Annotated in this window: 17 protein-coding genes; 6 read left to right on the forward strand and 11 right to left on the reverse strand. The window is 65.3% G+C overall.

Annotated features, from left to right (window positions below; genetic code table 11):
* Positions 1-472 (forward strand): ROK family protein (locus C4301_RS01330; protein WP_352413323.1); only part of this gene is annotated, 472 nt, incomplete at its 5' end.
* On the forward strand, positions 459-671 hold the full coding sequence (locus tag C4301_RS01335) for a DUF2905 domain-containing protein (RefSeq protein ID WP_352413324.1): 213 nt from the start codon (positions 459-461) through the stop codon (positions 669-671). The genes C4301_RS01330 and C4301_RS01335, both read left to right, overlap by 14 nt.
* A gap of 153 nt (positions 672-824) precedes the next feature.
* On the opposite strand, the gene folE is transcribed toward C4301_RS01335, so the two are convergent.
* The 4 genes from folE to C4301_RS01355 are packed head-to-tail and all read right to left on the reverse strand — an operon-like array spanning position 825 to position 3,388.
* Positions 825-1,433 (reverse strand): GTP cyclohydrolase I FolE, encoded by a 609-nt coding sequence (folE, locus tag C4301_RS01340; RefSeq protein WP_352413325.1) that lies wholly within the window; start codon positions 1,431-1,433, stop codon positions 825-827.
* Positions 1,434-1,471: 38 nt separating this feature from the next.
* Positions 1,472-2,173, reverse strand: coding sequence for a gamma carbonic anhydrase family protein (locus tag C4301_RS01345; protein WP_352413326.1), 702 nt, complete (start codon positions 2,171-2,173; stop codon positions 1,472-1,474).
* A complete protein-coding gene (locus C4301_RS01350; RefSeq protein ID WP_352413327.1) occupies positions 2,157-2,537 on the reverse strand; it encodes an NUDIX hydrolase in 381 nt (126 codons plus the stop codon). Before C4301_RS01350 ends, C4301_RS01345 begins: the two co-directional genes overlap by 17 nt.
* A complete protein-coding gene (locus C4301_RS01355) occupies positions 2,534-3,388 on the reverse strand; it encodes a DUF1028 domain-containing protein (protein WP_352413328.1) in 855 nt (284 codons plus the stop codon). Before C4301_RS01355 ends, C4301_RS01350 begins: the two co-directional genes overlap by 4 nt.
* A gap of 81 nt (positions 3,389-3,469) precedes the next feature.
* On the opposite strand from C4301_RS01355, the gene C4301_RS01360 reads away from it, so the two are divergent.
* Positions 3,470-3,802 (forward strand): hypothetical protein, encoded by a 333-nt coding sequence (locus C4301_RS01360; RefSeq protein ID WP_503012372.1) that lies wholly within the window; start codon positions 3,470-3,472, stop codon positions 3,800-3,802.
* Here C4301_RS01360 and C4301_RS01365 read toward each other — a convergent pair.
* Together C4301_RS01365 and C4301_RS01370 are read right to left on the reverse strand one after the other, a co-directional pair.
* Entirely contained in the window at positions 3,770-5,326 is a 1,557-nt protein-coding gene (locus tag C4301_RS01365) for a S8 family peptidase (protein ID WP_503012373.1), read from the reverse strand. The genes C4301_RS01360 and C4301_RS01365 overlap by 33 nt on opposite strands.
* Positions 5,327-5,593: 267 nt before the next feature.
* A complete protein-coding gene (locus tag C4301_RS01370; RefSeq protein ID WP_352413330.1) occupies positions 5,594-6,322 on the reverse strand; it encodes a hypothetical protein in 729 nt (242 codons plus the stop codon).
* A gap of 24 nt (positions 6,323-6,346) precedes the next feature.
* On the opposite strand from C4301_RS01370, the gene C4301_RS01375 reads away from it, so the two are divergent.
* The gene (locus C4301_RS01375) at positions 6,347-7,594 is read left to right on the forward strand and encodes a replication-associated recombination protein A (RefSeq protein ID WP_352413331.1); all 1,248 of its coding nucleotides are present in this window, start codon (positions 6,347-6,349) and stop codon (positions 7,592-7,594) included.
* 30 nt (positions 7,595-7,624) lie between these two features.
* On the opposite strand, the gene C4301_RS01380 is transcribed toward C4301_RS01375, so the two are convergent.
* The 3 genes from C4301_RS01380 to C4301_RS01390 are packed head-to-tail and all read right to left on the reverse strand — an operon-like array spanning position 7,625 to position 9,719.
* Complete coding sequence (locus C4301_RS01380; protein WP_352413332.1) at positions 7,625-8,398, reverse strand: carbohydrate ABC transporter permease; 774 nt, start codon at positions 8,396-8,398, stop codon at positions 7,625-7,627.
* Positions 8,395-9,234, reverse strand: a complete 840-nt coding sequence (locus C4301_RS01385; protein ID WP_352413333.1) for a carbohydrate ABC transporter permease — start codon at positions 9,232-9,234, stop codon at positions 8,395-8,397. Before C4301_RS01385 ends, C4301_RS01380 begins: the two co-directional genes overlap by 4 nt.
* Positions 9,231-9,719: a bioflim formation protein gene (locus C4301_RS01390; RefSeq protein WP_352413334.1), complete on the reverse strand. Its 489-nt coding sequence runs from the start codon at positions 9,717-9,719 to the stop codon at positions 9,231-9,233. The genes C4301_RS01385 and C4301_RS01390 overlap by 4 nt, the downstream gene beginning before the upstream one ends.
* Before the next feature lie 29 nt (positions 9,720-9,748).
* Between C4301_RS01390 and C4301_RS01395 the strand changes: the two genes are divergently transcribed.
* Positions 9,749-10,450: a DEAD/DEAH box helicase family protein gene (locus C4301_RS01395; RefSeq protein ID WP_352413335.1), complete on the forward strand. Its 702-nt coding sequence runs from the start codon at positions 9,749-9,751 to the stop codon at positions 10,448-10,450.
* 2 nt (positions 10,451-10,452) lie between these two features.
* Positions 10,453-11,529 carry an enolase C-terminal domain-like protein gene (locus tag C4301_RS01400; protein ID WP_352413336.1) on the forward strand — a complete coding sequence of 359 codons (1,077 nt, stop codon included), beginning with the start codon at positions 10,453-10,455 and terminating at the stop codon, positions 11,527-11,529.
* Here the strand turns inward: C4301_RS01400 and C4301_RS01405 are convergent.
* Positions 11,523-12,170 carry an HAD family hydrolase gene (locus tag C4301_RS01405; RefSeq protein ID WP_352413337.1) on the reverse strand — a complete coding sequence of 216 codons (648 nt, stop codon included), beginning with the start codon at positions 12,168-12,170 and terminating at the stop codon, positions 11,523-11,525. The two genes, C4301_RS01400 and C4301_RS01405, sit on opposite strands and share 7 nt — an antisense overlap.
* On the reverse strand, positions 12,167-13,198 hold the full coding sequence (locus C4301_RS01410) for an MFS transporter (protein ID WP_352413338.1): 1,032 nt from the start codon (positions 13,196-13,198) through the stop codon (positions 12,167-12,169). The genes C4301_RS01405 and C4301_RS01410 overlap by 4 nt, the downstream gene beginning before the upstream one ends.
* Positions 13,199-13,215: the final 17 nt, after the last annotated feature.

Raw genomic sequence — 13,215 nt, forward strand, 5'->3', positions numbered from 1 at the left:
GGTCCTGAGGGGGGAGCGGGGCCAGGGGGGGGAGCTTGGCCACATGACCCTTCTTCCCGGGGGGCCGGTGTGTGGGTGTGGTCTGGAGGGCTGCCTCGAGGCCCTGGCCGGGGGCCGCGCCCTGGAGCGGGAGGCCTCGTACGCCTTTATGCGGGCGGTCTCGGTCCCCGAAGTCTTCGCTTTGGCCGAGCAGGAGCAAAAGGCCAAAAGGATCCTCCTCCAGGCGGCCTTTTACGTGGGGCTGGCCCTGGCCTCCTTGGTCAAGGCGTTTGACCCCGGGGTCTTCGTCCTAGGGGGCGGGGTGGCCTTGAACGCGCCGGGGGCCTACTGGGAGGCGCTTCTTTCCAGCTACCGCCGCTACCTCGAGGGCTGGGAGGCCCCGCCGGTGAAAAAGGCTCTTTTAGGTGCGGACGCAGGGCTGCTTGGGGCGGCGCTGACCGCGCGCTTTGGGGTGGAGGATGGAGCTCGGTAAGCTCTTGGTCTTTTTGGGGGGTTTACTCTTGGTCCTGGGGCTTGTGCTCTTGTACTTCCCCAAGCTCTTCTCCTGGTTTGGCCACCTTCCGGGGGATATCCGGATCGAGCGGGAGGGGGTGCGGATCTACATTCCCCTGGTTTCTTCCTTGCTCTTAAGCCTTTTTCTCACTCTTCTTTTGAATTTGCTTCGAAAATGACCGGCCTTAGGGGCATGGAGGAGGGGGATCTCCTTGCCTGCGAGGCCCCTCCGCTGGGGTACAATCCTGAGCGCTTAGCGCCTCCCTGCCGTAACGGGTCGAGTCCTTTTGGGCCCACAAAGGCATACTGTCCTGGGCCGAGCGGTTTCGCATTTAGCGGATAAGGCTTAGGAACTCCTCCCGGGTCTTTTGGTCCTCCCGAAAGACACCGAGCATGGCGCTCGTGGTGGTCCGGGAGTGCTGTTTTTCTACCCCCCGCATCATCATGCAGAGGTGGACCCCCTCCACCACCACCCCCACCCCCTTGGGGGAAAGGACCTCCTGGATGGCCTGGGCCACCTGGAGGGCCAGGCGTTCTTGCACCTGGAGGCGGCGGGCGAACATGTCCACGATGCGGGCGAATTTGGAAAGGCCTAGGATCTTTCCATTCGGGATGTACCCGACATGCACCTGGCCGAAGAAGGGGAGCATATGGTGCTCGCACATGGAATAGAACTCGATCCCCTTCACCACCACCACCTCGCTTCCCTCCGCTTGGAAGACCGCCCCGTTGACGATCTCCTCCAGGTTCTGCCGGTAACCCCGGGTGAGGAAGGCCCAGGCCTTGGCCACCCGTTCCGGGGTCTTTAGGAGGCCTTCCCGGCCTGGATCCTCCCCGATGGTCCGGAGCCAGTCCAGGGCCAGGCCCTTTAGGCGCTCGAGGTCCACCTCGGTTTCAAAGGTCAGCCCCGTGTCTTCCAGCTCAATCATCTTGCGTTTCATCTTCCTCCTCTTTTGGGAAAGCGTTTGTACCTTGGGACCTAGTCCTCCGCCAGAAGGCCCTCGTTTAAAAGCCGCCGGATGAACCGGTCCTCGGGGTCTAGAAGCCCTGCCTGGCCTGAGGCGATCTGCTTGAGGAGAAGAAGGGCTTCCGGGGCCTCCCGCTTGAGGCGGAGGTGGAGGTCGCTAAAGGGGTTCAGGGCATCCTCCCCCCTCAGGGTGAGCCGCACCTTAAGGGGCCTTCCCCAAGGCCTGAGCATCCTTTTGTACCGCTGGGCCAGGGCCTGGTACCGGGGGGCGTTCGTGGGAGGCTCGGTGGGGCGTACGGGCCGGGCGGGCACCCCCAAGGCCAGCATCCCCTCAGGAATTTCCGTTTCCGGCGGGACCACCGCCCCCGCCCCCACCACCGCGTTCTTCCCAATGCGGGCCCCGTTTAGCACCACCGCCCCAATGCCGATCAGCGCCCCCTCTTCCACCACCGCTCCATGGACCACCGCCCGGTGCCCCACGGTCACCCCGCGGCCCAGAAGGCAGGGAAAGCCCGGATCGGCGTGAAGGACCGCCCCGTCTTGGACATTGCTTCCTGGGCCCACCACCACCTGTTCCAGATCCCCCCGCACCACCGCCTGGAACCAGACCGAGGCGTTTTCCTCGATCACCACCGCCCCCACCACCACCGCGCTTTCGGCGATGAAAGCGCTAGGATGGACCTGGGGTTTCTTCTCCTCAAGGGCGTAAAGCAAGGGCCACCTCCAAAAGTTTGAGATCCTCGGGGAAGGCCAGAAGCCTCCGGGCCTCCTCCACGGAGAAGAAGCCTACCCCAGCCATCCCTGCTTCCAGGCGGGGGCGGCCCTCCCCTTCCATCAGAAACCAGTGCACCTCCCGCTGGATCCCCTTACGGTTCACATACGTGGTGGAGGGGAGGGCCAAGACCACCCGGCCCCTTATCCCTGTCTCCTCCCAGACCTCCCGCACCGCAGCCTCCTCAGGGGTTTCTCCAGCCTCGAGGTGGCCTTTGGGAAAGACCCAGCACCCCATCCGGTCCCTTAGGAGGAGGACCTCCCCCTTGGAGTTGAAGACCACCCCGCCCGCGCCCGGAACCTTCATCCAAACCGCTCCTTCAGGTAGGCCAGAACCTCTTCGTCCACCAGGCTTCCCCCCTGGTAGCGTTCCTCGAGGTTCTCCCGGCCGATCAGCCTTAGGAAGGCCTCCTCTGTGGCCTCGTCCCAGCGGCCGGTGACCTCGCCTTGATAGTCCCCTTCCCGCCGGAGAAGCTCCTGGATCCAACGCACTTCCTTCTCCCCTAGGGGCCGGGGGCTGCCCTTGCCGAAAAGGAGCCGGTGAATGGATAGAAGCCGGAAGAGCTCGGGGATGGGCTCTGGGTGGTCGTCCACCCTGAGGTCGATATACCGGTCCCAAAGCCCTCCGTAGCCCTTCTTCTCGCCCACCACCAAAAGGGCCGCCGACTGACGCCCCCGCCGGTCCCCCCCGGCCCTCTCCCCGGCGTACAGGGCCTGGAGGAGGCGCTCGGGGAAGGGGGCCGGGGTCGTGAGGAAGGCCTCCACCATGGCCTCCACCACCTCGGGGCCCGTGAGGAGGTTGCCCTGGGCTGCGTACCCCTTCCCCGCAATGCCCCCTGCCCAAGGGTGACACGCCTGGCCCGTGAAGGTAAGACTCTCCCCCGTGGCCGCCACCAGGCCGAACTGCCGCTTTTCCAGATCGGGGTCGGTGCGGCGGAACGCCTCCAGGACGCCTTCTGGACTGGCGCCCTCCCGGAGAAGGGCCAGGCCCTGGGGCCCGAACCGGGGATTGGCGTAGGACTGGGTGGCGACGGCCCCCACACCGGCTTCCGCGTGGGGCACCACCGCCCCCACCGCCAGGAACTTGCTGGCCACGGCCACGCCCAGGTCCCCGGTCTCGGGGTCCTGGGCCACCAGGGAAAAGGTGGAGACCACCATGCCTATATCCTACGCCGGGCGGAGCGACCTCCTTCGAGGGAGGCCACGGTCTTCGTGTATCCCCGAACCGCCTATGTGGGGATGATCCTGGGGGAGCACGTGCGGACAAACGAGCTGGATGTGAATGTCTGGATTATTAATAAGAAACTTACCAACCTCCGGGCGGCCCGTTCGGATGAAAACCCCCGCCTCGTTCCGCCCCAAAAGTCCAGCCCGGAGGAAGCCTGGAGTCTCCGCCCCCGGGGAGCTTCTGAAGGCCACCCCAAAGAGCCTACGGCTTCGCAAGCGGGTTTTGGCCCCTTCAGGGAGGAAGCGCTTGGAGAGGCAAGGGAGGTCAAAAGGCGGTGTACACCTGGTACACCGCCTTCCTTGTATTTAGGGTTACTTCTGAACGGTCAGGGTATAGCTTCCTGAACCGCTATAGGAGTAAACCCGCCACCGGTAGGTGCCGGAGGAAGCAGAGTAGGTGATGCTTTCGTTTGACGTGTAGCTTTCCGACCGGGCGACGATCCGCCAGGCGCCACTGGCGTATTTCTCAAGGTAAAGATCGAAGTCCGCGTTGCTAGGACCAGAGAGGGTGGCCCTTAGGGTCCCGCCAGCGTAGCTAAATCCTGAGCTGCTGGGGTGGAATGCCGATTGACCCGAAGCGGTAAGCGTCCCGGTGTACGTTTCCGTAGAGGAGCCACCGGTGAAAATGCTGTAAAGGAGACGGTTTGGAGAGCCTGTTCCCGCGCTTTGAACCACCCCTGTGGTGGCGTTGCCGACGATGGCGCTGGCCACCTGGCTGGGCGTGGCGGTGGGGTTTTTCTCCAGGTAGAGCGCTGCGGCGCCCGCCACATGGGGGGTGGCCATAGAGGTGCCGCTGATGGTGTTCGTCGCGGTGTCGGAGGTGTACCAGGCCGAGGTGATGGACTGGCCGGGTGCGAAGAGGTCCAGGCAGCTTCCGTAGTTGGAGAAGGAGGCGCGGTAGTCCGTGGAGGTGGTGGCCCCCACGGTGATGGCCGCACTGACCCGGGCAGGGGAGTAGAGGCAGGCATCGCGGTTATCGTTCCCTGCGGCCACCACCACGGTCACTCCGGCGTTGATCGCGTTGTTGACCGCCGTATCCAAAGCGCTGGAGGCCCCACCGCCCAGGCTCATATTGATCACCGCGGGCTTGATGTGGTTCTGGGTGACCCAGTCCAGGCCTGCGATGACGCTCGAGTTAGAGCCCGAGCCATTGCAGTCCAAGACCCGGACCGGGTGGAGGGTCACCCCCTTGGCCACCCCGTAGGTGCTGCCCCCGATCGTCCCCGCCACGTGGGTGCCATGGCCGTTACAGTCGTTCGCGTTTCCCCCTGGGGTGATTGCGTCGTATCCATTTCCGATGCGGCCTGTGAACTCCACGTGGGTTAGGCGGATCCCGGTGTCCACCACATAGGCGTGCACCCCAGCCCCCGTAGCCGTATAGGTGTAGCTTCCATCCAGGGGCAGGTACCGCTGGTCAATCCGGTCCAGGCCCCAGGTGGCTGGGCTTTGCACTGCGAAGGCCCGGACCTCCTGATCCACCTCTATGTAGGCCACCCGGGGGTCCTTGCGGAGCCGGGAAAGCTCTTCTGGGGAAAGTTCTGCGGCTATCCCTTGGAGGGCCGAGGTGTAGACCTGGGCTACCCGGGCCGTCTCGAGGCCCAGTGTTTTCAGGGCCTGGGCCACGAAACCCTGGGGCCTAAGAAGCCCGGGCTCGAGGCCCGCCTTCAGGGTTTCCAACGTGGGCAAAACGCCCGCGTTTTCCTTATAGACGACGATGTACCGTCCGGGGATGGCCTCGGGGGCCTCTAGGCCTAGCACTGGGGCCTCCTGGCCTCCCCCCGGGGTTTGGCTTTGGGGCGCCGGGGGGTTGGACGAACATGCGGATAGGAAAAGAAGGCCAATGAATAGCCAAAAGCCCTTTTGCCTCATACCTTCCTCCCATTTGGGCGTGGAGCCCAGGGCGGATTCTACAGCCCCCCCCCTTACGCGTCAAGGAGGGGGGAGGCCCCCCCTCCGGCCTGGAATCCCCTTATTCCTCGTTCTCCCCGTAAGTCTCCATGGCTTCCTGCCAGGCTTGGCTGAGGGCTTGACCCTGTTCCATGCCTCCAGGCTAGCTCCCCTGGGGACCCGAGGGGGGAGGTTAAATCGAAAAGGCCTACACCTGTGTGCGGTGTAGGCCCCGAGCCGGGTACACCGCTAGGGGGCCTGGATCATGGCCTCCGCCCGGAGCCTCTGGAGGACCTTGAGCAAGCGCTCCTTCTGCCAGCGCTCCACCGCGTGGGCCCGGAGGGGCAGGTAGGCCTGAATCCGCTTCAAAAGACCAATGGCCTCCTCGGGCTGGACCCCTTGGAGAAGGATGAGGTACTCCCCCCGGCCTAGGTCAAAGGCCAGGTCCTGGTTCCTTAGAAGCCTGACCAGGGCCTCTGGCTCTGCCTCGGTGACGAGGTAGAGGAGGAAGAGGGGTCTCCTGCGCGCCAGGCCTTCGAGGCTTCCCTCCAAGGCCCAGAGCGCCTCCTTCTGCATCAGGCCGGAGGGAAGGGTGTAGGCCGGAAGCGGGGGTAGAAGAGGGACCTCCAGCCCGGTGGCCTGGAAGAAGGCCAGGGCGAAGGCCCCTGCTCCCAGAACCCCGCCCAAGGGGGCAAGGGGGGGGAGGGGGCTTCCGGAAAGAAGGAGGGCGCTTTCATACCCCCGGTCCAGGGCGAAAAGCCCCAGGCCTAAGACCAAGAGGAAGCGGGTCCTCGGCCCCAGGGGGAGCCGGCTAAAGAGACTTCCAACGCCGGCTAGGAGAACGGCCTGCAAAAGGATGGGAAGCCCTGGGTAGACCCCGGCCTGGGCGCAGTCGGGGCACCCCAGCCCCACCGCCCGGTATAGAGGGAACAGCCCCAGAAGGAGGAGGCCCCAGGGCAGAAGGAAGAGGCCGAGCATCTGCCGAGAGTTTACCATGAGGGGGTGGAAGGCAGAAGACCCCTGGCGGAGCGGCTCAGGCCCCGGTGCCTCGAGGACTTCGTGGGCCAGGCCCACCTGGTGGGGGAGGGCCGCCCCTTGAGGCGGATGCTGGAGGAGGGAACCCTTTCCTCCATGGTCCTCTTCGGGCCCCCGGGGACGGGGAAGACCACTTTGGCCCACCTTTTGGCCCAGGGGGCGGGGCTTCCGCTTTTCCGGCTATCCGCGGTGGAGGCCGGGGTGGCAGAGGTGAGAAAGGCGGTGGAAAAAGCCAGGGAAACCGGCCAGGCGGTCCTCCTTCTGGACGAGGTCCACCGGTTCAGTAAGGCCCAGCAGGATGCGCTTCTGCCCCACCTCGAGTCCGGCCTTCTCGTCCTCATCGGGGCCACCACGGAAAACCCCTCTTTTGCCCTGGGGCCTGCGTTGCGCTCGAGGCTCCGCTTCTTTCCCCTTTACCCCCTTTCGGCGGAGGAGGTCTACACCCTGCTTCGCCGAGGGGTTAACCTCCTGGGCTTGGAGGAGGATGAGGCGGCCTTGCGCCTCCTGGCCGAGGCCGCCCAAGGGGATGCCCGGCGGGCCTTGAACGCCTTGGAGCTGGCTAGGAGCCTCTCCCCCCGCCTTGGTGTGGAGGTGGTCCGGTCTGCCCTGGGCGCCACGCTTTCGGGCATGGACCGTTGGGGGGATGGGTTTTATGACCTGGTCTCTGCCCTTCACAAGTCCATCCGGGGCAGCCATGTGGACGCCACCTTGTACTACCTGGCCCGGCTCGTGAAGGGCGGGGCCGACCCCCTTTACCTGGCCCGCCGCCTCATCCGCATCGCTGCAGAGGACGTGGGCCTGGCCGACCCTCAGGCCCTGAGGTTGGCCGTGGCGGCCAAGGAGGCTTACGAGGCCCTGGGAAGCCCGGAAGGGGAGCTGGCTTTGGTGGAGGCGGCGGTTTATCTGGCCCTCGCCCCAAAGTCCAACAGCCTTTACCGGGCCTGGCAGAAGGCGGAGGAGGCCGCTTTGGCCCATCCCGAGGCCCCGGTTCCCCTGCACCTCAAAAACGCCCCCACCGCCCTGATGAAGGCCATGGGCCACGGCCAGGGGTACGCCTACTACCATGAGGACAAGGAGGGGAGTTTCCGCCAGCCCTACCTGCCTGAGGGCCTACAGGGCCTCCGTCTTTTTGAGGCCACTGGGGAGGGTTGGGAGGAGAGGGTGAGGGCCCGCCTCGAGGCCCTTTGGGCCCGGTTCGGGCCGCAAGAAGGCTGAGCCCCGGTGGCAAGGGTGCGGGCCAAGGGCTCACCCCTTCAGCCCCTCCTCAAACGTGGAGACAATGCTCCGTTCAAAGAAAAGGTAGAGGAGGGCCAAGGGCAGGATGCTCAGAAGGGCGGCGGCGGAGAGGAGGCCCCAGTCCACGGGGTATTTGCGCTGGAGGTCGGTGAGCCAGGTCTGGATGGTCCAAAAACGGGGGTCGGAGACCATGACGCGGGGGTAGAGGACCAGGTTCCAGTGGGCGGCGAAGGAGAGCACCCCTGCGGCCACCAGGCTGGGCCGGAGGAGGGGCAAGAGGACGTGAGAAAGAAGCACCCCGTGCCCTGCCCCGTCCAGACGGGCCGCCTCGAGGAGCTCCTCGGGAATGGCCTTTAAGGCCTGGTAAAGAAGGTAGATGACGAAGGGGCTCACCGCGAAGGGGAGGACGAGGGCCAAAGGGTGGTCTAAAAGGCGGAGGCCCTTGAGGAGGCCGTAAAGGGGCACCAGGAGGAGCTCCGAAGGGATGGCCATCAAGATCAGGTAAACGGCGAGAAGCCTGAGCCCCCCCCGGAGGGCATAGGCGGCAAGGAAGCCCAGGAGGAGCTGGAGGAAGACCACGCCTCCCGTAAGGCCCAAGGAGAAAAGGAGGCGTTCCCAAAACCCCTCTTTTTGCAGCCTTTTTACGTTGTCCAGCGTAAAGCCGATCTTGGAGAACACCTCCCCCGAGTAGACGGCCTCTTGGGGCATGAAGGCGGCGTAGGCCATCCACAGGAAGGGGAGGGCCACGAAGAGCACGACCAGAAGGACGAAGAGGTGCCTCATTCCGCCTCCTTGAGCAGCCGGAGCTGGGCGTAGGCGAAGAGGAAGGTGAGGGCCAGGATGACCAGGGTCAAGGCTGCGGCGTAGCCCAGCCGGAAGGTTTCAAACCCCGCCTCGTACAGGTAGTACCCCAGAACCCGGGTCTCGCCGTAAGGGCCTCCCCGGGTCAGGAGGAACACGGCGGAGTAGGCCTGAAAAGCCAGGATCGTCCCCACCACGCTGAGGAAGGCCACGGCGGGCCTCAGGAGGGGCAGGGTGACGTACCGGAAGGCCTGCCAAGGGGTGGCCCCGTCCACATAGGCGGCCTCGAGGAGTCCCTTCGGGATGGCCTTGAGCCGGGCCGAGGCCACCAGGACCCCATAGCCCAGGTGCCGCCAGAGGGTGAAGGCCACGACCATCAAGAGGGCCCAGAACCCCTCCCGGTCCCAGCGGGGAATGGGGAGGAAGGTGGCAAGGGCTCCGTACTCCGGGGTGAAGAGCGTGTACCAGCTCAGCGCGGCCCCGCCCAGGGTCACCAGGCCGGGGAGGAACAACAGGGCTTTGACCGGGCGTTCGTACATCGTGCCCTCCAGGGCCACCGCCAAAGCCAAGGAGAGGAGGATAAAGGTGGGGAGGGCCAGGAGCAGGAACTTCAGCGTGACCAGGAGGCTTTGGTAAAAGGCTGGGTCGGCGAGGAGGCGGCGGTAGTTTTCCAGGCCTATGGGCTTTGGTTCGGAGAGGCCGGACCAGTCCCAGGTAGAAAACCGAATCACATCCAAAAAGGGGTAGAGGACGAACAGCCCCAAAAGCCCCAAGGCGGGCGCGGAAAAGGCTAGGTGGGCAAGGAGGTCCCGCTTCACCACAGGTAAAGGAGGCTTAGGGCAAAGGGGTAGCGGTCGGTGGCGCTCACCTCCACGGCCAAGGGGTCCAGGTAAACCCTAAGTCCGGCCCCATAGGCCAGGTGGAGGCCCGCCTGGTAGCCTACCCCTCCGGAAAGCCAGAGGACGCTTCCGGGCAGCTCAAAGGAGACCAAGGGCCCAAGGTGAACCCCCAGGGGCCAGCGCAGGTCCAGCCCCACCCCCACTGCGGTGTAGAGGTCCCTGAGGACGAGGCCGGGGAAGAGGTTGGCCTTAAAAAGGGCGTAGGCCGAGGGGGACCCCGAGAGGAGGAGTTGGGCCTCGAGGCCGGTGTCTATGCCCAAAGGGGTAAAGGGAAGGGCCGCGCTTCCTTGCAGGAAGAAGCGGCCTCCGTCCGGGGCGTATGTAAGGCCCAGGGTGTTTTCCGGATACGCGGGCCCCTGGGCCAGGGCCAGGCTTAAAAGGAACAGCGCGCTCACCCACCGCATGCCCTAGATGATACCGTAGAATCCCCCCTATGGCGGTCTTCTCTTTGGAGGAAGCCCCGGGGCTCGCCCCGGTGAAGGAGCTGGACCTTTTGATCCTGGTGGGGCTCACCGGGGTGGGGAAGAGCACCCTGGTCAAGGCCCTGGGCCTTCCCCAGCTTCCCGACCGCCGGGCGTTGGTGGACGAGTACGTCCTCCCCCGGTACGGGGCCAAACCCCCTCTTCCTCGGGAGGAGCGCTTCCGCCTCACCCGCCGCTTCCGGGAGGAGTTCCCCGGGGGGGTAGCCGAGGTTCTGGCCCGGGGGTATGCCCAGCCCCACCCCCTCCTCCTCTTTGACGGCCTCCGGGGGGAGAAGGAGGTGGCCTATGCCCTTGAGCACCTGCCCAAGGCCTGGTTCGTGGTCCTCCATGCCCGGGAGTCCACCCGGCTAAAGCGGCTCTTAAGCCGGCAGGACGCCTTTGACCGGGTGGGCCTGGATCCGAAGGAGCTCGAGGCCCTCCGCAGCCTGGCCGAGGGGGTTCTTTCCCAGGAGGAGCTCGAGGAGGCCTTGAGTCTGGCCCCTTGGGAGGAGGTCTTGGCCAAGCTCAAGATCGTGGCCGAGGAAAAGAAGAACTACGACCCCGAAGGGCCTTTGCGCCTTTTGGCGGGCCACCCCAGGGCCTTGATCCTCAACACCGAGGCCCTCTCGCCCAAGGAGGAGGCGGAAGCCATCCGGCACTTCCTTAAACTGTAGCTATGGCGACCATCCTGGACCTTCGGGCAAGGCCCTACCGTCTGCCCCTGCGGGCCCCCCTCCGGTGGGGGCGGTTTTCCGAGCTTTCGGAGCTTTCCCACCTGCTCCTTACGGCCGAGCTTTCGGATGGAAGCCTGGGCCACGCGGAAGTCGCCATCCGGCCCACCATCTATGGGGAGACCCTAGAGGGGGCGCTGGCCGCTTTGGAGTACTTAAGGCCCAGGCTGAAGGGCTTGGAGGTGGAGGAGACGGAGGCGGTCCAGGAGGCTTTGGAGGGCCTCCCCTACAACTTCGCCCTCAAGGGGGCGATCGACATCGCCCTTTGGGAGGCCTGGGCGAGGAGCCAGGGCCAGACCCTGCCCCAGGTTTTTCCCCCGGCCCGGCACCGGGTCCGGGTGGCCTACATCCTGGGCATCGCCGGCGAGGAAGAGGCGCTGGAGGATGCCCGGTTTGCCTACCAAAAGGGGGTGCGGGTCTTCAAGGTGAAGGTGGGCCGGGACCTTAGGGGTGACCTGGTCCGCATCCAGAGGCTTAAGGAAGCCTTCCCGGATGTGGAGCTCTATGCGGATGCCAACGAGACCCTCACCCCGGAAACCGCCCGCGACTACCTGAAAGCCTGGAAGGAGGCGGGGCTTTTGTACGTGGAGGAGCCTCTCCCCATTGAGGAGGTCCCCGCGCGGGTGCGCCTGAAGGCGGAAAGGATCCTCCCCATCATCGCCGACGACTCGGTCTTGACGCCCAAAGACCTGAGGCGGGAGCTTTACCTGGACACCTTTGATGTCTTGAACCTCAAACCCGCCCGGACCGGCTTTACCTGGACCCTAAAGATGCTCGCCCTGGCCCGGGAAAAGGGCAAAAGGGCCATGGTGGGAAGCCAGGCCCAAAGCGGCCTTGGGGCCTACCACTCCGCCCTGATGGCCTTTCAAAAGGGGGTGACCGAGCCCAGCGAGCTGGCCTTCCACCTTAAGGTCCTAGAGGACCCCTTCCCCTTTCCCCCCTTCCGGGAGGGGTGGCTCTACTGGGAGGACCTGGCGGAGGTTGGCCTCGATGAGGCCATCCTTGCCCGTTATGGCTATTGAACCCAGACCTGCCCGTTTTCCAGGTGGGCCAGAGCTTCCCGAAAATCCCGGACCACCGCCCGGGCCCCGCTGGCTTTTAGAGCCTCCTCGAGGTGGCCCGTGAGGAGGCCGAGGGTGGGGATTCCCGCCTGTACGGCGCTTTTGACTCCGGAAGGGGAGTCCTCAAAGGCCAAGGCCTCCTCGGGCGCGATCCCCAGGTGCTCCAAAGCCAACCGGTAAGGCAGAGGATCGGGCTTGCCCCGGCCCACCTCCTCGGCGAGGACGAGGAGGGAGGGGACAAGCCCCAGGGCCTTTAGCACGTGCAGGGCGTTTTCCCGGGGCGCGTTGGTGACCACGCCCCAGGCGAGACCCCTTTTTTTCACCCAGTGGAGGAGCTCCTCGAGGCCTGGGGTGGGCTCTAGGTTTTGGGCAAGCTCCCGGAAAAGGGCCTCCTTGCCCTCTATGAGCCGCTTGGCCTCCTCGCCTTCCAGGCCCAGGAGGTCCCGCACGATCTCCGGGTTAAGCCTTCCCGAGATGTGCTCCCGGTAAAAGGCGGGGTCCACCCGGATCCCGTAGGGCCTTAGCACCTCTGCCCAGGCCATCCGGTGCAGGGGGTCGGTGTCCGCCAGGGTTCCGTCCAGATCCAAAAGAAGCGCCTTCACCGGAGCAAGCTTACCAGGGCGTAGAGGAGGAGGGCCAGGGCTACAAACCCCAGGGGAAGGCCTTCTTGGGGGAGGTGGGCGAAAAGGGCGGGGACCAGGGTGCTTCCGGCCGCCCCCGCGTATAAAAGCCCCCCCAGGGCCTGGTGGCCGAAGCGGGCCTGGACCAGGGCGAACAAAGTGGCGAAAAGCGGCCCCAGAAAGACGCCCGCAGTGGGGAAGAGGGCGGCCGCCTGAGGCAGAAGCCCCAGGCCCAAAACGCCCAGGGCCAGAAGGAGGAGGCGCCTGAGCCAGAGGAGAGGGGCCTCGGCCACCCTTTGGGCCAGAAGGAGGCGTCCGAGAGCTAAAAACCCCCAATAGAGAGAAAGGAGGCCACCCCCCAGGGCGAGGCCATACCCCAGGTGTTCCAGGTGGACCCGGCCCCAGGTGGCCAGGCTCCCCTCGAGGCCCGTATAGACAAAGGCGGCCAGGAGGAAGGGCAACTGCCCCCTGCCCCCCTGGGTGCGCAGGGTCCTGACCGATGGGGCCTGCCACACGAGGGCCGCGGCGATAAGGGCCAACAGGGCGAAGAAGAGAAAAAAGACCCTGGGGGAAAGGAGGAGAAGAAGAAGGGGGGTGGCCACCGCCCCCAGGCCGAAGGCCACGTTGACCCGGTTGAGAAGCTGAACCCTTTGGGTGGGGAACAGCTCCCCCACGAGGCTGTTGCCGTGAAGGTTGGTCACCCCTTCCCCCAGGCCCAGGGCGAAGCCCGCCGCCACCAAAAGGGTGAAGCTTGGGGCTAAGGCCAAGAGGACAAGCCCTAGGGCCACGAGCATAAGGGCCATGGGGAAGAGGGGTTGCCGGTTTTTGCCCTGGGCCAGACGGATGCCCAGGACAAGCCCCAGAAAGAGGGCGATAAAGAAAAAAAAGACCTCTTCCTCCACGCCGAACTCCGCCCGCCAGTAGGGCAAAACCGCCCCCGGGGCGGCCACGATCACTCCCACGAGGAAGAGGCTTAGAAAGCTTCCCCAGAAAAACCGCACCAGGGCCATTCTCCGCTTTTCTAGCC

Origin of the sequence: Thermus sp., from assembly GCF_040290245.1 — a bacterium.
Taxonomy (GTDB): domain Bacteria; phylum Deinococcota; class Deinococci; order Deinococcales; family Thermaceae; genus Thermus_A.